This is a genomic window from Enterobacter sichuanensis (genome assembly GCF_009036245.1).
GTDB lineage: Bacteria > Pseudomonadota > Gammaproteobacteria > Enterobacterales > Enterobacteriaceae > Enterobacter > Enterobacter sichuanensis.
The window spans coordinates 4,322,692-4,344,312 of sequence record NZ_CP027986.1; the positions used below are offsets into that span (position 1 = coordinate 4,322,692).

21 protein-coding genes are annotated in these 21,621 nt (G+C 56.1%); 8 read left to right on the top strand and 13 right to left on the bottom strand.

Annotated features, from left to right (window positions below; genetic code table 11):
- Position 1: 1 nt before the first annotated feature.
- Complete coding sequence (gene cysG, locus C1N69_RS21025; protein WP_095442055.1) at positions 2 to 1,375, top strand: siroheme synthase CysG; 1,374 nt, start codon at positions 2 to 4, stop codon at positions 1,373 to 1,375.
- A 143-nt stretch (positions 1,376 to 1,518) separates the two neighbouring features.
- On the top strand, positions 1,519 to 1,689 hold the full coding sequence (locus tag C1N69_RS21030; RefSeq protein ID WP_003861638.1) for a YhfL family protein: 171 nt from the start codon (positions 1,519 to 1,521) through the stop codon (positions 1,687 to 1,689).
- A gap of 97 nt (positions 1,690 to 1,786) precedes the next feature.
- On the opposite strand, the gene trpS is transcribed toward C1N69_RS21030, so the two are convergent.
- The 12 genes from trpS to C1N69_RS21090 form a co-directional block, all read right to left on the bottom strand.
- Positions 1,787 to 2,791: a tryptophan--tRNA ligase gene (trpS, locus tag C1N69_RS21035; protein WP_020687783.1), complete on the bottom strand. Its 1,005-nt coding sequence runs from the start codon at positions 2,789 to 2,791 to the stop codon at positions 1,787 to 1,789.
- Positions 2,784 to 3,545, bottom strand: a complete 762-nt coding sequence (gene gph / locus C1N69_RS21040) for a phosphoglycolate phosphatase (protein ID WP_025758086.1) — start codon at positions 3,543 to 3,545, stop codon at positions 2,784 to 2,786. Before gph ends, trpS begins: the two co-directional genes overlap by 8 nt.
- Positions 3,538 to 4,215 (bottom strand): ribulose-phosphate 3-epimerase, encoded by a 678-nt coding sequence (gene rpe, locus C1N69_RS21045; RefSeq protein WP_024907923.1) that lies wholly within the window; start codon positions 4,213 to 4,215, stop codon positions 3,538 to 3,540. Before rpe ends, gph begins: the two co-directional genes overlap by 8 nt.
- 41 nt (positions 4,216 to 4,256) lie before the next feature.
- On the bottom strand, positions 4,257 to 5,069 hold the full coding sequence (gene dam / locus C1N69_RS21050) for an adenine-specific DNA-methyltransferase (RefSeq protein ID WP_025758088.1): 813 nt from the start codon (positions 5,067 to 5,069) through the stop codon (positions 4,257 to 4,259).
- Between the two features lie 67 nt (positions 5,070 to 5,136).
- A complete protein-coding gene (gene damX, locus C1N69_RS21055; RefSeq protein WP_095452480.1) occupies positions 5,137 to 6,438 on the bottom strand; it encodes a cell division protein DamX in 1,302 nt (433 codons plus the stop codon).
- A 92-nt stretch (positions 6,439 to 6,530) separates the two neighbouring features.
- Positions 6,531 to 7,619 (bottom strand): 3-dehydroquinate synthase, encoded by a 1,089-nt coding sequence (gene aroB, locus C1N69_RS21060; protein ID WP_025758090.1) that lies wholly within the window; start codon positions 7,617 to 7,619, stop codon positions 6,531 to 6,533.
- Positions 7,620 to 7,676: 57 nt separating this feature from the next.
- Complete coding sequence (gene aroK / locus C1N69_RS21065; protein WP_003861630.1) at positions 7,677 to 8,198, bottom strand: shikimate kinase AroK; 522 nt, start codon at positions 8,196 to 8,198, stop codon at positions 7,677 to 7,679.
- 286 nt (positions 8,199 to 8,484) lie between these two features.
- Positions 8,485 to 9,723: a DNA uptake porin HofQ gene (gene hofQ, locus C1N69_RS21070; protein ID WP_155031821.1), complete on the bottom strand. Its 1,239-nt coding sequence runs from the start codon at positions 9,721 to 9,723 to the stop codon at positions 8,485 to 8,487.
- Complete coding sequence (locus C1N69_RS21075; RefSeq protein WP_095452478.1) at positions 9,635 to 10,039, bottom strand: HofP DNA utilization family protein; 405 nt, start codon at positions 10,037 to 10,039, stop codon at positions 9,635 to 9,637. The genes hofQ and C1N69_RS21075 overlap by 89 nt, the downstream gene beginning before the upstream one ends.
- A complete protein-coding gene (locus tag C1N69_RS21080) occupies positions 10,029 to 10,484 on the bottom strand; it encodes a HofO family protein (RefSeq protein ID WP_155031822.1) in 456 nt (151 codons plus the stop codon). The genes C1N69_RS21075 and C1N69_RS21080 overlap by 11 nt, the downstream gene beginning before the upstream one ends.
- A gap of 3 nt (positions 10,485 to 10,487) precedes the next feature.
- Positions 10,488 to 10,973: a PilN domain-containing protein gene (locus C1N69_RS21085; RefSeq protein WP_155031823.1), complete on the bottom strand. Its 486-nt coding sequence runs from the start codon at positions 10,971 to 10,973 to the stop codon at positions 10,488 to 10,490.
- Positions 10,970 to 11,746, bottom strand: coding sequence for a DNA utilization protein HofM (locus C1N69_RS21090; protein ID WP_155031824.1), 777 nt, complete (start codon positions 11,744 to 11,746; stop codon positions 10,970 to 10,972). The genes C1N69_RS21085 and C1N69_RS21090 overlap by 4 nt, the downstream gene beginning before the upstream one ends.
- 120 nt (positions 11,747 to 11,866) lie before the next feature.
- Between C1N69_RS21090 and mrcA the strand changes: the two genes are divergently transcribed.
- On the top strand, positions 11,867 to 14,419 hold the full coding sequence (mrcA, locus tag C1N69_RS21095) for a peptidoglycan glycosyltransferase/peptidoglycan DD-transpeptidase MrcA (RefSeq protein WP_045285979.1): 2,553 nt from the start codon (positions 11,867 to 11,869) through the stop codon (positions 14,417 to 14,419).
- A 79-nt stretch (positions 14,420 to 14,498) separates the two neighbouring features.
- Here the strand turns inward: mrcA and nudE are convergent, their stop codons facing one another.
- Positions 14,499 to 15,059: an ADP compounds hydrolase NudE gene (nudE, locus tag C1N69_RS21100; protein ID WP_008503041.1), complete on the bottom strand. Its 561-nt coding sequence runs from the start codon at positions 15,057 to 15,059 to the stop codon at positions 14,499 to 14,501.
- A gap of 324 nt (positions 15,060 to 15,383) precedes the next feature.
- Between nudE and C1N69_RS21105 the strand changes: the two genes are divergently transcribed.
- From C1N69_RS21105 to pckA, 5 genes are all read left to right on the top strand, one after another.
- The gene (locus C1N69_RS21105; protein WP_045285980.1) at positions 15,384 to 17,519 is read left to right on the top strand and encodes an intracellular growth attenuator family protein; all 2,136 of its coding nucleotides are present in this window, start codon (positions 15,384 to 15,386) and stop codon (positions 17,517 to 17,519) included.
- 67 nt (positions 17,520 to 17,586) lie between these two features.
- Positions 17,587 to 18,288, top strand: coding sequence for a GMP/IMP nucleotidase (yrfG, locus tag C1N69_RS21110; protein WP_025758101.1), 702 nt, complete (start codon positions 17,587 to 17,589; stop codon positions 18,286 to 18,288).
- The gene (hslR, locus tag C1N69_RS21115) at positions 18,269 to 18,670 is read left to right on the top strand and encodes a ribosome-associated heat shock protein Hsp15 (protein WP_126801282.1); all 402 of its coding nucleotides are present in this window, start codon (positions 18,269 to 18,271) and stop codon (positions 18,668 to 18,670) included. Before yrfG ends, hslR begins: the two co-directional genes overlap by 20 nt.
- Before the next feature lie 23 nt (positions 18,671 to 18,693).
- Entirely contained in the window at positions 18,694 to 19,572 is an 879-nt protein-coding gene (hslO, locus tag C1N69_RS21120; protein ID WP_025758104.1) for an Hsp33 family molecular chaperone HslO, read from the top strand.
- Between the two features lie 348 nt (positions 19,573 to 19,920).
- Positions 19,921 to 21,540 carry a phosphoenolpyruvate carboxykinase (ATP) gene (gene pckA / locus C1N69_RS21125; RefSeq protein ID WP_023309493.1) on the top strand — a complete coding sequence of 540 codons (1,620 nt, stop codon included), beginning with the start codon at positions 19,921 to 19,923 and terminating at the stop codon, positions 21,538 to 21,540.
- Positions 21,541 to 21,621: the final 81 nt, after the last annotated feature.

Consider the following 21,621-nt stretch of genomic DNA (forward strand, 5'->3'; position numbering starts at 1 on the left):
CGTGGATCACCTGCCGATTTTTTGTCAATTACGCCATCGCGACTGCCTGCTTGTGGGCGGCGGCGACGTGGCTGAGCGCAAAGCGCGCCTGCTGTTAGAGGCGGGCGCCCGACTGACCGTCAACGCCATTGCCTTCGCTCCTCAGTTTAACGTCTGGGCCCAGGAAGGGATGCTGACGCTGGTGCAGGGGGAGTTTGATGAATCCCTGCTGGAGACCTGCTGGCTGACCATTGCCGCGACGGATGACGATGGAGTGAACCAGCGGGTCAGCGATGCCTGTGAAGCACGCCGTATCTTCTGTAACGTGGTGGATGCGCCGAAAGAAGCCAGCTTTATCATGCCGTCGATTATTGACCGTTCACCGCTGATGATCGCTGTGTCATCCGGGGGCCGCTCGCCCGTTCTGGCGCGCCTGTTGCGGGAAAAACTGGAAGCCCTGTTGCCGCAACATCTCGGTCAGATTGCCCACTACGCAGGGCAACTGCGTTCACGCGTGAAGCAAACCTTCGCGACCGTTGGCGAGCGTCGTCGTTTCTGGGAAAAATTCTTTGTGAATGACCGCCTGGCGCAGTCGCTGGCGAATCAGGACAGTAAAGCGGTTGAAGAGACGACGGCGCAGTTACTCGCTGAGCCGCTGGATCATCGGGGCGAAGTGGTGCTGGTCGGTGCAGGTCCTGGCGATGCGGGCTTGCTGACGCTGAAAGGCCTGCAGCAGATCCAGCAGGCGGATATTGTGGTGTATGATCGTCTGGTCTCGGATGACATCATGAACCTGGTACGCCGCGACGCTGACCGCGTCTTCGTGGGCAAACGGGCGGGCTACCACTGCGTACCGCAGGAGGAGATTAACCAGATCCTGCTGCGCGAGGCGCAAAAGGGAAAACGCGTGGTGCGCCTGAAAGGGGGCGATCCGTTTATCTTCGGTCGCGGCGGCGAGGAGCTGGAAACCCTGTGTAACGCGGGCATTCCCTTCTCCGTGGTGCCGGGCATTACCGCGGCATCCGGCTGTTCAGCGTACGCGGGTATTCCACTGACCCACCGCGATTACGCCCAGAGCGTGCGTCTGGTGACGGGCCACCTGAAGACGGGCAGCGAACTGGACTGGCACAACCTCGCCGCCGAAAAACAGACGCTGGTGTTCTACATGGGGTTAAACCAGGCCGCCACCATTCAGGCGAAGCTGCTGGAGCACGGCATGGCGGCAGATATGCCCGTCGCGCTGGTCGAAAACGGAACCGCCATTACGCAGCGCGTGGTGGATGGCGTACTGACGCAGTTAGGCGAACTGGCGCAGCAGGTTGAAAGCCCGGCGCTGATTGTGGTTGGCCGTGTTGTTGAGCTGCGCGACAAACTCAACTGGTTCTCAAATCACTAACGCACACTCTTCCTTTCCGGAGTAGTCCTGAAGCGGACTACTCCCCTCTTACCGCTGTCGATAACATACCGACCCGAAGTGGAACGTTTCCCTTTATTCCCTTGAGTGACATCTGATTTTCGTTTTTAAGACAAGGAATGCGTATGTTTAAACTGGCAAAAGCCGCCGTTCTGGTCGGCCTGTTAACCACTCTGACGGCCTGCACCGGTCACGTCCAGAACACCAAAAACAACTGCAGCTATGATTATCTGCTGCACCCGGCGATCTCCATTTCGAAGATCATCGGTGGTTGCGGCCCGGCGGCACAGCAGTAAGCGTTTTTCAGGCGTAAAAAAACCGGGGGTTCCCCGGTTTTTTTGTTTGTGCGGTTTTTTGTCGGGTGGCGGCTCCGCCTTACCCGACAAAGCAGACTTACGGCTTCGCAACAAACCCAATCGCTTCGTACACCGCTTTCAGGGTTTCGGACGCGCGGGCGCTGGCTTTTTCCGCCCCCTCTTTCATCACTTTCTGCAGGAAGGCTTCGTCGTTGCGGTAGCGGTGATAACGCTCCTGCAGCTCGGTCAGCATGCCGGAAACGGCATCTGCCACTTCGCCTTTCAGGTGGCCATACATCTTGCCTTCGAAGTGCTGTTCCAGCTCAGGGATGCTCTGGCCGGTAACACCGGAGAGAATATCCAGCAGGTTGGAAACGCCCGCTTTATTCTGCACATCGTAGCGCACCACAGGCGGCTCGTCAGAGTCGGTCACTGCGCGCTTGAGTTTTTTCACGACCGATTTCGGATCTTCCAGCAGGCCGATAACGTTGTTGCGGTTATCGTCAGACTTGGACATCTTCTTGGTCGGCTCCAGCAGCGACATGACGCGCGCACCCGATTTCGGAATAAACGGCTCTGGCACTTTGAACACCTCGCCATAAAGCGCATTAAAGCGCTGGGCGATATCGCGGCTCAGCTCCAGGTGCTGCTTCTGGTCTTCACCCACCGGCACCTGGTTCGTCTGGTACAGCAGAATGTCTGCCGCCATCAGCACCGGATAGTCAAACAGACCGGCGTTGATGTTTTCCGAGTAGCGCGCGGATTTATCCTTGAACTGGGTCATGCGGCTCAGTTCACCGAAATAGGTGTAGCAGTTCAGCGCCCAGCCCAGCTGCGCATGCTCTGGCACATGGGACTGAACGAAAATGGTGCTTTTCTCAGGGTCGATCCCACAGGCCAGATACAGGGCGAGGGTGTCCAGCGTGGCTTTACGCAGCTTCTCAGGATCCTGACGGGCGGTAATCGCATGCAGATCCACGATGCAGTAAATGCAATGGTAATCATCCTGCATGCTGACCCACTGACGTAACGCACCCATGTAGTTACCAATGGTCAATTCACCTGAAGGCTGTGCGCCACTAAAAACGATGGGCTTAGTCATTATTCAATTCCTGATGTTCACTGTGCGAAAGCCCGAGAGCGGGCAACAAATCTTTGAAGTGGTCGAACACAACATCCGGCTCACTTAGCGTGATGGCCTCACCGTAGTTGTAGCCATAGGTTAATCCGACGGAAGGACATCCAGCCGCTCGGGCAGCCAGAATATCATTGCGTGAATCACCGACAAAGAGCAGCTCCGCAGGTGTTAAGGATAATTTTCCTGCCACCAGCAACAGCGGTTCCGGGTGCGGTTTTTTGTTTTGCACATCGTCTCCGCCCACAATCACGGAGAAATACTTCGCGATATCCAGCGCTTCCAGCAGCGGTGCCACAAACGGCGTGGGTTTGTTGGTCACCAGCCCCATCGGAATGCCCTTCGCGTGCAACACGCTCAGGGTTTCCAGAACGTCCGGGAAGAGGAAACTGCCCTCTTCGACGGTCTCTTCATAGAAACGATCGAACAGTTTGCGCAGAATACGCAGTTGCTCTTCCTGTGGGATGTCCGCATGGTCAACGCTCGGTTTACCCTGTGCAGAACGCTGCGATGCGCGCTCCTGACGCGCCCAGGTCAGCGCGCGTTCCATCAGGACATCAGCGCCGTTGCCAATCCACGTGACGACACGATCTTCACCCGCCACGGGCAGCTCAAGGGCATACAGCGCCTGGTCTACGGCACTCGTTAAGCCTGGCGCGCTGTCGACCAGCGTGCCGTCGAGGTCGAATGCCACACCCCGAATTGCCTGCAATTTATCCATGACTTACCTTCGCCAGCTCACGGCGCATTTCATCAATGACTTTTTTGTAATCCGGTTGGTCGAAAATCGCCGAACCTGCAACGAACATATCCGCGCCCGCTGCCGCGATTTCACCAATGTTATTGACTTTCACCCCGCCGTCCACTTCCAGACGAATATCGTAACCTGACTCATCAATACGACGGCGTACTTCACGCAGCTTATCCAGCGTGTGAGGAATAAACGACTGACCACCAAAGCCCGGGTTAACGGACATCAGCAGGATCACGTCCAGCTTATCCATCACATAGTCGAGATAGCTCAGCGGCGTTGCCGGGTTAAACACCAGACCTGCTTTACAGCCGTTCTCTTTGATGAGCTGCAGGGTGCGATCCACATGTTCAGAGGCTTCCGGATGGAAGGTGATGATGCTGGCGCCCGCTGCGGCGAAATCCGGCACGATACGGTCAACCGGTTTCACCATCAGATGCACATCAATCGGGGCGGTAATGCCGTAGTTACGCAGCGCCTTAAGCACCATTGGGCCAATGGTCAGATTGGGAACGTAGTGGTTATCCATCACGTCGAAATGGACAACATCTGCGCCAGCCGCGAGAGCTTTAGCGGTGTCTTCACCCAGGCGGGCAAAATCGGCCGACAGAATTGAGGGAGCAATCAAAAACTGTTTCATCCGCATCTCCTTGAAATGTGTTTACCGGCGGGCAAAACGGCTCAGGGGCGATAAAGAGCCAGGAGTTCGTCCACCTTTTTACGTGTGCCGCCGTTGCTGCTAATGCTACGCCGCACTTTAACCTGAAAATGCGTCGCGGCTTTGTACCATTCGCGCGTATCAGGGGTATCGTGATTCGAAATTAACACCGGAATTCTTTTGCTGACCAGCTTTTCCGCCATCTCCGCCAGGCGGGCCTGTTCGGCCGGGCTGAAGCTGTTGGTGTGATAGGCGGTGAAATTCGCTGTCGCAGACAGCGGCGCGTACGGAGGGTCACAGTAAACCACCGAGTTTACCCCTGCCAGCTCCATACACTCTTCATACGAGAGGCAATGGAATTCCGCATGCTGTGCTTTTTCGGCGAAGTGATACAGCTCGTCCTGCGGGAAATAGGGGCGCTTATAACGGCCAAACGGCACGTTAAATTCCCCACGAAGATTATACCGGCACAGACCGTTATAACCATGTCGGTTGAGATAGAGGAACAGCAGCGCCCGGCGGAACGGATCCTGACTCTGGTTAAACTCCGCACGGAACTGGTAGTAAACGTCCGGGTTATTGTTCTCCGGCGTAAACAGTTTGCGCGCCTCTGCGACATACTCTTCGGTACGCAGCTTAACGATGTTATAGAGGCTGATAAGGTCGCTGTTGATATCCGCCAGGATATAACGCGAAAAATCGGTGTTCAGGAACACCGATCCCGCGCCAACGAAAGGCTCGATAAGACACTCGCCCTCAGGCAGGTGCTTTTTAATATCATCGAGCAGGGGGTATTTCCCCCCTGCCCATTTCAGAAAAGCGCGATTTTTTTTCATGCTGACTAACTGATTACACCTTCTCCGGCTGTGGAGAAAGCTCCGACAGCATCCTGCGCTTTAAACATTACTTCAGATCGGCCTGAACCTGATGAATCGGCTTCGCCCATGGGTTTTTTGCCTGAACATCAGCAGGCAGGGCCGCTACGGCACGTTTTGCTTCATCTTTGGATGAATACACACCGCTGACCAGCACATACCACGGTTGACCGTTACGGGTCGTCTGATAAACCACATAGTTTTTCAGATTGGATTTCTTCGCCCAACTGTTGAGGTTGTCATAGTTAGACGAACTGCTCAGCTGCAGCGTGTAATTGCTGGATGGCGCAGACTTCAGCGAACCGACGTTGCCTGCCGTTTTACCTGCCGCGCTGCTGGATGCTGTTGCCGTCGCGGCTGGAGCCGTGGTGGTGACCGGTGCCGTGGTGGTCGCCGTTGCTTTCGGCGCGGTCTGCGTGACAGGCGCTTTTGCAGGCTCGCTCACCGCAGCCGTTTCAGTGCGTTTCGGCTGTGCCGGTACGGTTTTCACTTCAGGCGCTTTTACCACAGCCTGAGGTTTGGTTTCACGCTTAGGCTCAATTACCGCCTGCTTACGTTCAGGACGCGTGGTGGTTTGCGTCTGACGCGGTTTGGTTTCCGTCGCCGCCGTTTGTGGCTGAGCGTTAGCACCGCGAATCGGGGCAACCGTTGCAGGTTCAGTTGGCAGCGTAGAGTTAACCACGACGTTATCAACCTGCTGCTGATTCTGCGGCTGCGTCAGGGCATTGTTCAGGTCACCCTGAACTTCTACGCGCTGCTGGCCTTCAGGCGTAACAGGTGCCTGACCCTGAGCGGGGGTTGAAGATACGGGTGGCAGAGAAACATCCTGCGGCGCAGCGGTATTGCCTGCCGTCTGCTCTGCGGAGGTGGTTCCCGGTGCAGGCTGTGCGCCATTCGCCTGATCGCTTGCATCGTTACCGGAAAGGTTGATGCTCTTCTCAGCGGAAGCGGTTTGCTCGGTTGAGTTCGATGAAGGTGCTTTTAGCGCGGAGCCAATGCCAACAATCAGCAGCACCAGCACCAGAACGCCAAGGCCCATCATGATGTACTGACGGGAGGCTGGTTTTGGCGCAGCGGCTTTTTTACGTTTACGCGGGCGACGCTCTACAGGCTCTTCGTCCATTGAATCTTCTTCGGACTCATAATCCTCTTCTTCTCGCTCATCACGCGCGTTGCGGCTGCGCGAAGGGCGACGATCGTCTGCATCCAGATCAACATCGTCAAAGTTGATCTGCGGCTCGTTATCACGTTCTGAAGATTGACGAGAACGACCAGTACGACGATCGCTGGGATCGGGTTTCAGCTCGTCTTCTGGTTTGAATTCATCCATTTAACACCCCACTCAAAGGCTTATGCCAACGACTTTGCATTTCACCTGAAGCTAAACGACCACCTGCAACAGTGGCCTGACCTTTCTAGTTGTTACGCCTGCTGACAATCAGCGATAGCGCCAAGAACGACATCGTGCGGCACTCCGCCGCGTACTTCACTCTTCCCTATTGCAAGCGGGAGTACAAGACGCATCTCGCCTGCCAATACTTTTTTATCGCGCATCATGTGGGGTAAATACGCGTGTGCCGACATCTCCTGCGGCCCGGTTACCGGCAAACCAGCACGCTCAAGCAGCGCAACAATACGTGCCGTCTCTTGCGGTTTGAACTGGCCAAGACGTTCAGAGGTGCGGGCGGCCATCACCATGCCAGCCGCGACGGCTTCACCGTGCAGCCAGTTGCCGTAACCCATTTCGGCTTCAATCGCGTGACCAAACGTATGCCCAAGATTCAGTAAAGCACGTAAGCCCGTTTCACGCTCGTCCGCAGCGACAACTTCTGCTTTCAGCTCACAACAACGACGAATGCAGTATGCAAGCGCAGCCTCATCCAGGCGCAGCAGCGCATCCATATTCTCTTCAAGCCAGTTAAAGAACTCGCCATCCAGAATAATGCCGTATTTGATCACTTCCGCCAGACCAGAAGCCAGCTCGCGCGCCGGCAGGGTTTTCAGACAGTCGAGATCCACCACCACCGAGGCAGGCTGGTAGAACGCGCCAATCATGTTTTTGCCGAGCGGATGGTTAACGGCCGTTTTGCCACCAACAGAGGAGTCGACCTGAGACAGCAACGTGGTCGGGATTTGAATAAAGCGAACACCACGCTGATAGCTTGCGGCCGCAAAGCCGGTCAGATCGCCCACAACACCGCCGCCCAGGGCAAGCAGTGTCGTATCGCGACCGTGCGGTTTTTGCAGCAATGCGGTAAAGACGGTATCCAGTACCGTCAGGCTTTTATACTGCTCGCCATCGGGGAGAATCACACTGTCGACTTTAACGCCCGCCTGCTCAAGCAGGTGGCGTACACGGTCGAGATAAAGCGGAGCCAGCGTCTCATTGGTGACCAGCATCGCCTGATCACCCGCTTTCAGTGGTAAAAAGGAAGCTGGGTCGTTAAACAAACCAGCCGCGATGGTGATAGGGTAACTACGTTCCCCGAGAGTAACTGTAATCCTCTCCATGACGCGACATCCACCTTTAATGCTTTTACCCGCAGGCGAGTGTATATAAAGCCAGAATCAGTTGCTTTCCAGCATATGAATAATCTGGTTTGCAACCACTTTAGCGCTCTGATCGTCAGTACGAATGGTCACATCGGCAATCTCTTCATACAGCGGATTGCGTTCATCGGCCAACGCTTCCAGAACTTCGCGTGGTGGCGTTTCAACCTGCAGCAGCGGGCGCTTTTTATCGCGCTGCGTACGTGCCAGCTGTTTCTCAATGGTCGTCTCAAGATAGACCACTACGCCACGGGCGGAGAGACGGTTGCGGGTTTCGCGAGATTTCACAGAGCCGCCGCCTGTTGCCAGTACGATGCCCTGTTTTTCCGTGAGTTCGTTGATCACTTTTTCTTCTCGGTCACGGAAACCTTCTTCGCCTTCTACGTCGAAAACCCAGCCCACATCAGCTCCGGTTCGTTTCTCAATCTCTTGATCAGAATCGTAAAATTCCATATTGAGTTGTTGAGCTAACTGACGCCCAATAGTGCTTTTGCCGGCACCCATAGGCCCAACCAGAAAGATATTGCGTTTCTCTGCCATTTTATCGGTACTACTAAGACTATTCGTTAATGGTAATCCCCGCTTCGCAGACACCCAGCGTAGCAGGACATGAACTGAAACCTCATATGCAATAGAGCGAGAGTCAGACTAAAAATTATCTCAATACTCCGGCTTGTTTGGCAACTGATTAAATCACCGCGCCGGGCGCATAAGGTAATAAGACGTAAGTCCAACTCAAATCGGTACTCCTTGTATGCTAATTCATGCCCCACGTCAAACATCTGCAACAAACTGAATGCAAAATCATTGCGGGGATCGTTACCCGTCAGTGAATACCGACCAGACGTGGTGTAATAAACACCACTAATTCACGTCGTTCGTGGTCTTTCCCGTCATGGCGAAAAAGCGTCCCCAGCCAGGGGATGTTCCCCAACCCCGGCACACTGTCACTGCCGGTTTTGTTCTTCTGCGAAAAAATTCCGCCCAATGCCAGCGTTTCTCCACTTTTTACCTCAACCTGCGTCTCTATCTCTTGTTTGTCGATAGCCAGCGTTTCGCCGTCAGCCTGCTGCAGGACCTGTCCTGGCATATTTTCGCTGATGTGCAATTTCAGGCGCACGCGCCCCCCCGGCAATACCACCGGCGTCACTTCCATCCCCAGTACGGCCTCTTTGAACTCCACGGAGGTGGCGCCGCTTTCCCCGCTAGAGACCTGATAGGGGATCTCGCTCCCCTGTTTGATACTGGCCGGCTGCATATGCGAGGCCAGCAGTCGCGGGCTGGCAATAATATCGACCTGCTGTTTTTGCTCCAGCGCAGACAGTTCCAGATCCAGCAGCCGACCGTTGATCCGCCCGATATTAAACCCTACGTGGCTGGTGGCGCTGGCCACGGACAGATCGCTGCCAAGCGTCGTGAGCTGTCCCACCTTCCCCGCGTCGGCGGCATCGGCGAGCGCCCACTTCACCCCCAGTTCACGCAGGCTTTTTTCAGTTATGGTCACAATATGCGCCGCCAGCTCTACCTGCTCGACGGGAATGTCCATCTGAGTGGCCCAGCGCACCAGCGTATCCACCACCGTCTGGCTATCCCGAATCAGCAGGCGATTGGTCCGTTTGTCGACAGATAAACTTCCCTTTGGGCCCAGGAGTTTTTCCGCTGCTTTTTGCAGCTCTCCGGCATCGGCATAGGAAAAAGGGATGCTATGTGAAACCAGCGGCGCATCAAGCTGTCGACGCGCCTTCTCCTGTTCTGAACGTTCCCGCTGTTCACGATGCCAGGCTGCGGTATGAACATAGAAAATGTCCCCCTCCTCGCGCAAAACGAGTCCGGCGCTGGAGACAACCGTCTGAAGCGCCTGCCGCCAGGGGACATGCGTCAGGTTAAGCGAAAGCGTGCCGCTGACATCAGGCGATACCACCAGATTACGGCTCTCCTGAGTGGCCAGCGCCTGCAACACCTGAACGACCGGAACATCATCCACCACCAGCGTGACCGGCTTTGGCGCGGCGGCCCACAGCGGATGGCTGAACATCAGCAGCAACAGCGTTATCCGTAAATTCATTCTTCTCGATTCCTTCTCGTTGCCACGTCCACTGGACGGGTTCACAGGTGTCTCCCACCTCAACAACCAGTTCCGATTCAGTAATGGCAGTTATTTGCCAGCCCGCCGGGAAGCGCTCATCCATTTTTAGTCGGTGCCAGCGCTTTTGCCCATCCTGCAAAATGCCGATAGCATCGCGTCCTCCCACCATGCCGCGATAGCGCCACTGCGTCAGTTCACCCGTCGCGCAGGGATCGTCCGGCGGGCGAAAGGGATCGCGCATGCCGGTCAACAGCAATACTGAGCACACCAGCCAGTATCGTGTACTATTTCGCATGATCCAGCTCCAGCCGCAGGCGTAACGCCTTACCTTCAGGTGCAATTGCGAAAGCCGCAATCTCGACATCCCGCTGCGCCAGCCGAGAAAAAAGCCCCGGAATGGCCTGCCACTCCGCCTCCAGCGTCAGCTCTCCTCCGTTCTGCAGCGGCTTCCAGTGAACCAGCGTCGTCTCATCCCCCTGAAAATCAAGCGGCGAAAACGGCTTCATTTCTGGCGCTTGCGCGGTTTCTGTGCGCAGCGGCACCGTGCTGACGACAGGCCATAACGATGCGTTGGTCCTCGCCTCCTGGATCAGCTGGTTTTCTCGTTCAGCACACTGCCTCTCTACCGGTCTGAGCAGGGTGCCCCACGCAGCGAGCCCTGCCAGGAAAGTGCTCAGACACCAGCAGAGACCGCGGATCCAGGGACGGCTTTCGCACCAGCGTTCCAACAGGATATTCACGCGTTACCCCTCGCTAAGATGAAAGGTGAACGACCAGCGCCCCTGGCTATCCTGCCGAAGCTCACCCGCTGTCCCGGGCGTAAAGCCCGGGAGTTGTCCAAGCGCATCGCGTAGCGCAGACAGGGCCGGCAGGGTGGTGGCAAACCCGGTAAACATCAGAGCGGGAGGCTGGTAGCGCAGTTCCGTCAGCCAGACCTGCGCAGGAAGGGTGGCGGACAGCGACTCCAGCACCGGCTGCCATGCGCGCCGCTGGCGTGCGGGGCTTTGCACGGGTGTCGCGAGTCTCTGGCGAGCAACGAGGCCGTGCTGCACGGACTGTATCCCCGTCAGATCCGTTTGCAGGGCGTGCAGCCGCAAAAGCGGGTTCATCCGCAAACAGGCGATGGTCGTGACCATCAACAGCGACGTGCAGACAAACGTTGCTCCCCAGAAACGCAGGCATCGCGCGCGCCGCTGCTGCCGCCACGGCAGAAAATTCGTGAGGCTCATGCGGGCACCTCACTCATGGCTAACGCCAGCGCAACGGTATAGTCCGCGCCGCATTCCGGTAACGGGGCATGGCATCGCTGCAGGGTTTCCCATGGATTACGCTGGCTATCAAACAGCGCGATATCCGCCGGCTCCACAGCCAGCAGCGCTGAGAGCTCAGCCACGTTGTCAGCTTCTGCGGCAACACGGCGCCCCCACTGGTGGCGCATCGCCCAGAGCCACTGCCGTTCATCCCGCCAGACGACACACTGCGCCGGTGCCACCGCCGAAAGAAGATTCTTCAGCGCACTGGCATCCGGGGTAATGGTCGCCAGCCGCAAACATAACGTTTTGGCCAGCGTCAGCAAGGTTTCAACCTCGTTGTTTTGCGCCGCAGTCACGTGAATTGTGCTGCTGAAGGTGTCCTGCGCGTAATCGAAACAGAGCGTATCGGCAGACATCTCCAGCTCTCGTGCCAGCGCAGCGCCAAGCCATGAGATCTGTTCGCTGTCGCGCAGCGCAATGGCCGGGCGGGGAAGCGATCTTTGCAGGGTGCGCGCTGCCGGAAAAGAGAGAAAAACCCGGTGATAGTGCGGCAACGTTTTCCGCCAGTCGCGTAACGCATCAATCAGCTGTTCTGGCTGATAAATCTTGCCGTCACCAATGATCCCTTCGGCCAGAGGAACGGCCCACCAGCGGCGCAGGCACCAGCCCGACTTCTCTCTTACCAGCGCGACAATCAGCACCCTATCCTGTTGAATATGAACGCCCGTTTGCCATGTTTTAAAAGCCATGTTTCACGATCTCCTTATCGCCCGTCGCCTTGACGGCTATATCAATGAATCAGGCTTGCCTTTATACTACCGCGCGATTGTTTAGAAACTGCCCAAGTGAAACCAAATGGGAAATCTCCGGTGAAGTTCGTAAAGTATTTATTTATCCTTGCAGTCTGTTGCATTCTGCTGGGAGCAGGCTCGATTTACGGTTTATACAAATATATTGAGCCACAGCTACCTGATGTCGCCACGCTTCGCGATGTGCGTCTCCAGATCCCGATGCAGGTCTATAGCGCCGATGGCGAATTAATGGCGCAGTATGGCGAGAAGCGTCGTATCCCGCTGACCTTAAACCAAATTCCGCCAGTGATGGTGAAAGCCTTTATCGCCACAGAGGACAGCCGTTTTTACGAGCACCACGGTGTCGATCCGGTGGGGATTTTCCGTGCCGCGAGCATTGCACTGTTCTCCGGCCATGCCTCCCAGGGGGCAAGTACCATTACGCAGCAGCTGGCGCGTAACTTCTTCCTCAGCCCTGAAAAGACGCTGATACGTAAGATCAAAGAGGTGTTCCTTGCGATCCGTATTGAACAGTTGCTGAGCAAAGACGAGATCCTTGAGCTGTACCTCAATAAAATCTACCTGGGCTACCGTGCCTATGGCGTGGGGGCGGCCGCGCAGGTGTACTTCGGTAAGCCTGTTGAGCAGCTCACCCTAAGCGAAATGGCAACCATCGCCGGTCTGCCAAAAGCGCCGTCAACCTTTAACCCGCTCTACTCGCTCGATCGCGCCACCGCGCGTCGCAATGTCGTCCTGTCACGTATGCTGAGCGAAGGCTACATTAGCCAGAGTGAGTACGAGCAGGCGCGCAACGATGTCATTGACGCCAACTACCATGCCCCTGAGATCGCCTTCTCTGCCCCTTATCTGACCGAAATGGTTCGCCAGGAGATGGTGAACCGCTATGGCGATAAGGCCTATGAAGATGGCTACCGCGTTTACACCACCGTTACCCGCAAAGTGCAGCAGGCGGCTCAGGACGCGGTGCGCAACAACGTGATGGATTACGACATGCGTCACGGCTATCGCGGCCCGTCAAACGTGCTCTGGAAAGTGGGCGAAAGCGCGTGGGACAGCAAAAAAATCACCAGTACGCTGAAAGCGCTGCCGACCTATGGTCCTCTTCTTCCGGCCGTGGTGACGCAGGCCGATCCTCAGGAAGCCGTGGCAACGCTCGCGGATGGGACATCCGTCTCCCTGCGTATGGAGGGGATTCGTTGGGCGCGTCCGTACCGTTCAGATACCCTGCAGGGGGCAACACCGCGTAAAGTGACCGATGCAGTCCAGACCGGACAACAAATCTGGGTGCGCAAGGTGGGCGATGCCTGGTGGCTGGCACAGGTGCCGGACGTCAACTCCGCCCTGGTCTCCATCAACCCGCAGAATGGCGCCGTGCTGGCGTTGGTCGGTGGATTCGATTTCAACCAGAGCAAATTTAACCGCGCCACTCAGGCGCTGCGTCAGGTGGGTTCCAACATTAAGCCGTTCCTCTACACGGCGGCAATGGATAAGGGCCTGACCCTGGCCAGCATCCTTAACGACGTGCCTATCTCCCGCTGGGATGCCGGAGCAGGTTCCGACTGGCAGCCGAAGAACTCCCCTGCGGAATATGCCGGCCCTATTCGTCTTCGTCAGGGTCTGGGACAGTCGAAGAACGTGGTGATGGTGCGAGCCATGCGCGCGATGGGCGTCGACTATGCCGCTGAGTATCTGCAACGCTTCGGTTTCCCGGCGCAGAACATCGTGCGTACCGAATCGCTGGCGTTAGGCTCTGCGTCATTCACCCCGCTTCAGGTGGCGCGTGGATATTCCGTGATGGCCAACGGCGGCTTCCTGATTGACCCGTACTTCATCAGTAAAATTGAGAACGATCAGGGCGGCGTACTGTTTGAGGCGAAGCCGAAAATTGCCTGTGCAGAGTGCGATATTCCGGTGATCTACGGTAATACACCGAAATCTGACGTGCTTGAGAATAAGGACATGGAAGATCCTGCCGTGTCGCAGGAGCAGCCGAACGGCGTTGTACCGCAGCCACAGCTGGAACAGGCGAACCAGGCGCTGGTCGCACAGACTGGCGCGCAGGAATATGCCCCGCATGTGATCAATACCCCGCTGTCATTCCTGATCAAGAGTGCGCTGAACACCAACATCTTCGGAGAACCCGGCTGGCAGGGTACCGGCTGGCGCGCAGGGCGTGATTTGCAGCGCCATGATATCGGCGGTAAAACGGGGACCACCAACAGCTCGAAAGATGCCTGGTTCTCGGGTTACGGCCCTGGCGTGGTGACCTCGGTGTGGATCGGTTTCGACGATCACCGCCGTGATTTAGGTCGTACAACGGCGTCTGGCGCGATTAAAGATCAGATTTCCGGCTACGAAGGCGGCGCGAAAAGCGCGCAACCGGCCTGGGATGCCTACATGAAATCGGTGCTTGAAGGTGTGCCGGAGCAGCCGCTGACGCCACCGCCGGGCGTGGTGACGGTCAATATCGACCGCAGCACGGGCCAGCTCGCCAACGGCGGCAACAGCCGCGAAGAGTATTTCATCGAGGGCACGCAGCCGACCACACAGGCGGTGCATGAGGTGGGTACCGAGATTATTGATAACGGCGAAACGCACGAGCTGTTCTAAATATAAAATTGCCCGGTAAAACCGGGCAAAACATCGCAGACCGGGTCAGGCGAAGCCGCCACCCGGCTTTTTTTATGGACTACAGTCGCCCCTGCCCCTTCAGCCACTCCCGGACCAGGAACAGCGCGCTCACGTTGCGAGCTTCATTGAAGTCAGGGTCTTCAAGCAGATCCATCAGATGCGCCAGCGGCCAGCGAACCTGCGGCAGCGGCTCCGGCTCGTCCCCTTCCAGCGATTCAGGGTAGAGGTCTTCAGCCACCACGATATTCATTTTACTGGAAAAATAAGACGGTGCCATGCTCAGTTTTTTCAGGAACGACAGCTCATTCGCACCAAAACCCACCTCTTCTTTCAGCTCGCGGTTTGCCGCTTCAAAGACGGTTTCGCCCGGATCGATAAGCCCTTTCGAGAACCCAAGCTCGTAAGATTCCGTTCCCACAGCGTATTCGCGGATCAAAATCAGGTGATCGTCGACAATCGGAACTATCATCACCGCTTCGCGCGACGAGGGGCGCATACGCTCATAAACGCGACGCACACCGTTGCTGAACTCCAGGTCCACACTTTCGACATTAAACAGGCGCGATTTAGCGACAGTTTCAACATTCAGAATGGTGGGTTTTTGTAGTGGTTTGCTCATCTTGATGGGTCTTAGCAGTGAGAACTGGCGTTATTGTGCGATACGCTGCACGGTTTCGGCAATGTCAATCGCTCTTTATTTACATTTGTGCAACGTAGCAGGGATCAATCCTCAATTCAAAACAAATGTCAAGAGGTTGAAATGTTTCCAGGAATTTGCTGATATCGCGCCCTATCAGGCTTTGCTATTATCAGCGGTCACTGGGATGCGCTTCAGAATGCTCAAGTTCGACTCCATACTTGCCGATAGCCAGCCACAGAAACTCATTCAATGTAAAGGTGCTACAGACAACACCTGTAAGACGATAAGTAAGATGGGGAAAGCATGAGCACCATTTTGATTGTTCTCGCTGCTATGCTGGCCGGCGCATTGGTTGCAGGATGGATCTACAGGCGTCGCGTACAGCGCCGTTACCGTCTGCCCTTTTTGAATGCTTTTGCGGGTGCGAGCACGCGTAAGCTCACGCAAGACGAGCGCGATGCGGTTGAAAACTATCTTGAAATACTGAACCGTTCTCAGCTGACCCCTGGGCCAACGGGGGCCACTGCTGCGCCCGTTGCGCTAAAACTTAATGCGCAAAGCGATACCGTGCTTTGCGTGACACGCTCCATCACGCGGTATGGCATCACCACCGACGACCCCAACAAATGGCGCTATTATCTTGATTCTGTCGAAGTGCATCTGCCCCCGTCCTGGGAGCAATACATTAATGACGAAAACAGCGTTGAGCTGATCCATACCGATTCATTGCCCCTGGTTATCTCACTGAACGGCCACACGCTGAATGAGTACCTTCAGGAAGCCCCGCGTTTTGCGCTTGAGCGCGCAAGTTCAACGCAGGCCTCCATCCGTGGCGAAGAGACTGAGCAGATCGAGCTGCTGAACATTCGCCAGGAGACGCATGAAGAGTATGCCCTGAGCCGCCCGGACGGCATTCGTGAGGCCGTTCTGATCGTCGCTGCCTTCCTGCTCTTTTTTGTCTGCCTGCTGACGCCGGATGTGTTTGTCCCCTGGCTGGCCGGTGGTGCGGTGCTGCTGCTGGCTGCCGGGCTATGGGGACTGTTCGCCCCGCCTGCCAAAACCTCGCTGCGAGAGATCCACTGTCTGCGCGGTACGCCCAAGCGCTGGGGTCTGTTTGGTGAAAACGATCAGGAACATCTCAACAATATCTCGCTCGGTATTATCGACCTTATCTACCCGCGTCACTGGCAACCGTGGATTGCGCAGGACTTAGGTCAGAAAACCGATATTGATATCTACCTTGACCGCCACGTTGTGCGCCAGGGACGCTTCTTATCCCTGCATGATGAAGTAAAAAATTTCCCGCTTCAGCACTGGCTACGCAGCGCGGTCATTGCCGGCGGCGCTGCGCTGGTCTTTATCATGCTGCTGCTTTTCGTGCCGCTGGATATGCCCATCAAATTCACCCTGTCGTGGATTAAAGGGGCGCAAACCATCGAAGCGACCAGCGTCAATCAACTGGATGAAGCCGGTGTGCGCGTGGGAGACACGCTGCGCCTGAAGGGAACCGGGATGTGTAATATTCACACCCCAGGGGCGTGGAACACACGTCAGAACTCACCGTTCACGCCGTTCGATTGCTCGCAAATTATCTGGAACGACGCACCGCCGCTGCCGCTGCCGGAATCCGAAGTGGTGAACAAAGCCACGGCGCTTACCCAGACGGTCAACCGCCAGCTGCACCCGAAACCGGACGATGATTCGCGCGTCAGCCCTGCGCTGCGCTCGGCCATTCAGAAATCGGGCATGGTTCTGTTGGATGATTTTGGTGACATCGTGCTGAAAACACAGGATCTCTGTGCCTCTCAGGACGAGTGCATACGTCTTAAAAATGCGCTGGTCAACCTGGGGAACAGTAAAGACTGGGACTCGCTGGTGAAGCGTGCCGAAGCGGGACGACTGGATGGCGTTAACGTGCTGCTGCGCCCGGTTAGCGCTGAATCGCTGGATAACCTGGTCGCCACCTCGACATCACCGTTCATGATGCGCGAAACCACCCGTGCGGCGCAGGCGCTAAACAGCCCGGCACCCGGCGGTTTTGTGATTGTCAGCGATGAAGGCAGCGACCTGGTCGATCAGCCTTACCCGCAGGTCGCGCTTTATGACTACCCGGCGCAGGAACAGTGGAGCCAGTTCCAGCGCCTGGCGCAGATGCTGATGCAGACGCCGTTCAGCGCCGAAGGCATCGTCACGAGTATTTATACCGATGCCAATGGCACCCGCCATGTCGGCCTTCACCGGATGCCGGATAGCGCAGGGTTGTGGCGTTACATCGGCACCTCACTGCTGATGATCGCGATGCTTGCCGCCATTTTCTGGAACGGTGTTATGGCCCTGCGCCGCTACCAGCGCTCGCGCACCCGGCTTGCCGAGATCCAGCAATATTACGAAAACTGCCTCAATCCTAAGCTGATCCCCTCTTCTGAGAGCCTGATCTGATAACGTCGCTGCGCGACAAGATGTGCTACCCTGTCGCGCACGTTTCTTCTGGCTGGAGTTCCCCCTTATGCATCTTGATATCGCCTGGCAGGAGGTTGATACCGTTCTGCTGGATATGGACGGCACGCTGCTCGATCTCGCCTTTGATAACTATTTCTGGCAAACGCTGGTTCCTGAAACCTATAGCGAGCAACAGGGGATCACCCCGGCAGAAGCGCAGGCATTCATTCGTTCGCAATATAGCGCGGTGCAACATACGCTAAACTGGTACTGTCTTGACTACTGGAGCGAGCGCCTCGGTTTAGATATTTGTGCCATGACCACCGCCCAGGGCCCACGCGCCGTTTTGCGCGAGGATACGGTTCCGTTCCTGGATGCGCTGAAAGCGAGCGGCAAGCGCCGTATCTTGCTGACCAACGCGCATCCGCACAACCTGGCCGTGAAGCTGGAGCATACGGGGCTGGCGTCGCACCTTGATTTATTACTTTCCACCCACACATTTGGTTATCCGAAAGAGGATCAGCGTTTGTGGCATGCGGTGAAGGAAGAGACGGGTTTGCAGCCGGAGCGCACGCTGTTCATTGATGACAGCGAACCCATTCTGGATTCCGCCGCGACGTTTGGCATTCGCTATTGTCTGGGCGTCACCAATCCTGACTCTGGCCTGGCTGAAAAAAGCTATCTGCGCCATCCGGGACTGAACGACTATCGCCAGATGATCCCCTCACTGACCGTGAAGGAGACGCCACATGAAAGAAAAACCCTCTGACGGGGTAAGACTGGATAAATGGCTGTGGGCGGCGCGTTTTTATAAAACACGCGCCCTTGCCCGCGAGATGATTGACGGCGGTAAAGTGCATTACAACGGCCAGCGCAGCAAACCGAGCAAGCTGGTTGAGCTGAATGCCACCTTAACGCTGCGTCAGGGCAACGATGAACGAACGGTGGTGATTAAAGCCATTACCGAACAACGACGGCCCGCCTCTGAAGCCGTACTGCTTTATGAAGAGACGGCGGAAAGCATTAAAAAGCGCGAGAAGACCGCGCTGGCGCGCAAAATGAACGCGCTGACCATGCCCCACCCGGACCGGCGACCGGATAAAAAAGAGCGCCGCGATCTGATGAAATTTAAACACGGTGAGACCGAGTAACCTCACCTGCACGAGAGACTATTATGGCCCAACACGACCAATTACACCGCTATCTGTTTGAACAATTCGCCGTGCGTGGCGAGCTGGTCACCGTATCCGAAACCTGGAAACAGATTCTGGAAAACCACACCTACCCGCTGCCGGTGAAAACCCTGTTGGGCGAACTGCTGGTTGCCACCAGCCTGCTGACCGCTACGCTGAAATTTGCCGGTGATATCACCGTGCAGCTGCAGGGTGACGGCCCGATGTCGCTGGCGGTCATCAACGGCAATAATCAGCAGCAGATGCGTGGCGTGGCGCGCGTTCAAGGCGACGTGCCTGAAAATGCGGACCTCAAAACGCTGGTGGGTAATGGTTACCTGGTGATCACTATCTCCCCGGAGGAAGGTGAACGCTATCAGGGTGTGGTCGGTCTGGAAGGCGACACCCTGGCAGCCTGCCTTGAAGATTACTTCATGCGTTCTGAACAGCTGCCAACACGTCTGTTTATCCGCACCGGTGAAGTGGACGGCCAGCCTGCTGCGGGCGGTATGCTGCTGCAGGTTCTGCCGGCACAGGATGCTCAGACCAATGATTTCGAACACCTGGCAACGCTGACCGAAACCATCAAGGCAGAAGAGCTGTTCAACCTGTCGGCGACCGACGTGCTGTGGCGTCTGTACCACGAGGAAGAAGTGACCGTCTACGACCCGCAGACTGTGGAGTTTAAGTGCACCTGCTCTCGCGAGCGTTGCGCTGGCGCGCTGAAAACCCTGCCTGATGAAGAGATCGACAGCATCATGGCGGAAGATGGCGAAATTGATATGCACTGTGACTACTGCGGTACGCACTACGTGTTCAATTCAATGGATATCGCTGAGATCCGCAACAATGCCTCCCCGGCGGATCCGCAGGTCCACTAATACTCTTTGCCCCTCACCCTAACCCTCTCCCCAAAGGGTGAGGGGGTAAAAAAACCGCCCCCAGCTGAATCGTTTTCATAATGTAACACTTACGTAATTTTCTTACGTGTATGCGATTACATTCACATTCCTTCCGATAAAATCACCAGCGTTTAACCTTTTCGGAACATTTTCCCCAACAAAAAAGCGATTCCTGCGATAATCCGCCTGCACTGTGACTGGAGTCGCAGCGTTTTCCGTTAGTAAGGGTTTTGTCCAGATGCGTAAATCTATGAGCCCCGTCGCGGTTAGCAACCTCAGAAAAACCCTACAATTTTAGGCAGTACATATTGGCTAAGGAGCAGTGATATGCGTGTTACTGGTTTAACCCCGCAAGATCTCAAGGCTTATGGTATTCACGACGTCCAGGAAATCGTCTACAACCCCGACTACGATACGCTGTATCAGGAAGAGCTCAATCCAGCACTGGAAGGATACGAGCGCGGTGTGTTGACGAATCTTGGTGCTATCGCCGTCGATACCGGTATCTTTACCGGTCGTTCGCCGAAAGATAAGTATATCGTCCGTGACGAAACCACCCGCGATACGCTGTGGTGGGCTGACAAGGGCAAAGGAAAGAACGATAACAAACCGCTCTCTCCGGAAACCTGGCAGCATCTGAAAGGGCTCGTCACTCATCAACTTTCCGGCAAGCGTCTGTTCATTGTCGACGCTTTCTGCGGCGCTAACGCCGACACCCGTCTCTCCGTACGTTTTATCACCGAAGTGGCCTGGCAGGCGCATTTCGTGAAAAACATGTTTATTCGTCCAACCGACGAAGAGCTGCAGGATTTCACCCCAGATTTCATTGTGATGAACGGCGCGAAATGCACGAACCCACAGTGGAAAGAGCAGGGTCTGAACTCCGAAAACTTTGTTGCCTTCAACCTGACCGAGCGTATCCAGCTGATTGGCGGTACCTGGTACGGTGGCGAAATGAAGAAAGGGATGTTCTCCGTCATGAACTACCTGCTGCCGCTGCGGGGCATCGCCTCCATGCACTGCTCGGCGAACGTCGGGGAAAAAGGCGACGTGGCGGTGTTCTTTGGTCTTTCCGGCACCGGGAAAACTACGCTGTCCACCGATCCAAAACGTCGTCTGATTGGCGATGACGAACACGGCTGGGATGACGACGGCGTATTCAACTTTGAAGGCGGCTGCTACGCGAAGACCATTCGTCTTTCTGAAGAGGCCGAACCGGATATCTTCCACGCCATCCGTCGCGATGCGCTACTGGAAAACGTCACCGTGCGTGCTGATGGCTCCATCGACTTCGACGATGCGTCGAAAACGGAAAACACCCGCGTCTCTTACCCGATCTACCACATCGACAATATCGTCAAGCCGGTGTCAAAAGCGGGTCATGCCACAAAGGTCATTTTCCTGACGGCGGATGCGTTCGGCGTGCTGCCTCCGGTCTCTCGCCTGACCGCCAGCCAGACGCAGTACCACTTCCTCTCCGGCTTCACCGCGAAGCTGGCCGGTACCGAGCGCGGCGTGACGGAGCCAACCCCGACCTTCTCCGCCTGCTTCGGCGCGGCTTTCCTGTCGCTGCACCCGACGCAGTACGCGGAAGTGCTGGTGAAACGCATGCAGGCATCCGGGGCACAGGCATATCTGGTAAACACCGGCTGGAATGGCACCGGCAAGCGTATCTCCATCAAAGATACCCGCGCCATTATCGACGCCATTCTGGATGGTTCTCTGGACGACGCCGAAACCTTCACGCTGCCGATGTTTGATCTGGCCATCCCGACGTCGCTGCCGGGTGTGGATACGCATATCCTCGACCCGCGCAATACGTACGGTTCGCCGGAGCAGTGGCGTGAAAAAGCGGAATCGCTGGCGAAACTGTTTATTGAGAACTTCGAGAAGTATACCGATACCCCGGCAGGTGCTGCGCTGGTGAGTGCGGGACCGAAGCTGTAGGTAAAAACAAAAAGGCAACGAAAGTTGCCTTTTTTAATGTTTTCTCCCTCTCCCCTTGGGAGAGGGTCGGGGTGAGGGCAT

Excerpts from the sequence above, each read along its gene's own strand:
- C1N69_RS21030 (WP_003861638.1), top strand. The coding sequence starts at position 1,519 with ATGTTTAAACTGGCAAAAGCCGCCGTTCTGGTCGGCCTGTTAACCACT.
- trpS (WP_020687783.1), bottom strand. The coding sequence starts at position 2,791 with ATGACTAAGCCCATCGTTTTTAGTGGCGCACAGCCTTCAGGTGAATTG.
- gph (WP_025758086.1), bottom strand. The coding sequence starts at position 3,545 with ATGGATAAATTGCAGGCAATTCGGGGTGTGGCATTCGACCTCGACGGC.
- rpe (WP_024907923.1), bottom strand. The coding sequence starts at position 4,215 with ATGAAACAGTTTTTGATTGCTCCCTCAATTCTGTCGGCCGATTTTGCC.
- dam (WP_025758088.1), bottom strand. The coding sequence starts at position 5,069 with ATGAAAAAAAATCGCGCTTTTCTGAAATGGGCAGGGGGGAAATACCCC.
- damX (WP_095452480.1), bottom strand. The coding sequence starts at position 6,438 with ATGGATGAATTCAAACCAGAAGACGAGCTGAAACCCGATCCCAGCGAT.
- aroB (WP_025758090.1), bottom strand. The coding sequence starts at position 7,619 with ATGGAGAGGATTACAGTTACTCTCGGGGAACGTAGTTACCCTATCACC.
- aroK (WP_003861630.1), bottom strand. The coding sequence starts at position 8,198 with ATGGCAGAGAAACGCAATATCTTTCTGGTTGGGCCTATGGGTGCCGGC.
- hofQ (WP_155031821.1), bottom strand. The coding sequence starts at position 9,723 with ATGAATTTACGGATAACGCTGTTGCTGCTGATGTTCAGCCATCCGCTG.
- C1N69_RS21075 (WP_095452478.1), bottom strand. The coding sequence starts at position 10,039 with ATGCGAAATAGTACACGATACTGGCTGGTGTGCTCAGTATTGCTGTTG.
- C1N69_RS21085 (WP_155031823.1), bottom strand. The coding sequence starts at position 10,973 with ATGAGCCTCACGAATTTTCTGCCGTGGCGGCAGCAGCGGCGCGCGCGA.
- C1N69_RS21090 (WP_155031824.1), bottom strand. The coding sequence starts at position 11,746 with ATGGCTTTTAAAACATGGCAAACGGGCGTTCATATTCAACAGGATAGG.
- nudE (WP_008503041.1), bottom strand. The coding sequence starts at position 15,059 with ATGAGCAAACCACTACAAAAACCCACCATTCTGAATGTTGAAACTGTC.
- C1N69_RS21105 (WP_045285980.1), top strand. The coding sequence starts at position 15,384 with ATGAGCACCATTTTGATTGTTCTCGCTGCTATGCTGGCCGGCGCATTG.
- yrfG (WP_025758101.1), top strand. The coding sequence starts at position 17,587 with ATGCATCTTGATATCGCCTGGCAGGAGGTTGATACCGTTCTGCTGGAT.
- hslR (WP_126801282.1), top strand. The coding sequence starts at position 18,269 with ATGAAAGAAAAACCCTCTGACGGGGTAAGACTGGATAAATGGCTGTGG.
- hslO (WP_025758104.1), top strand. The coding sequence starts at position 18,694 with ATGGCCCAACACGACCAATTACACCGCTATCTGTTTGAACAATTCGCC.
- pckA (WP_023309493.1), top strand. The coding sequence starts at position 19,921 with ATGCGTGTTACTGGTTTAACCCCGCAAGATCTCAAGGCTTATGGTATT.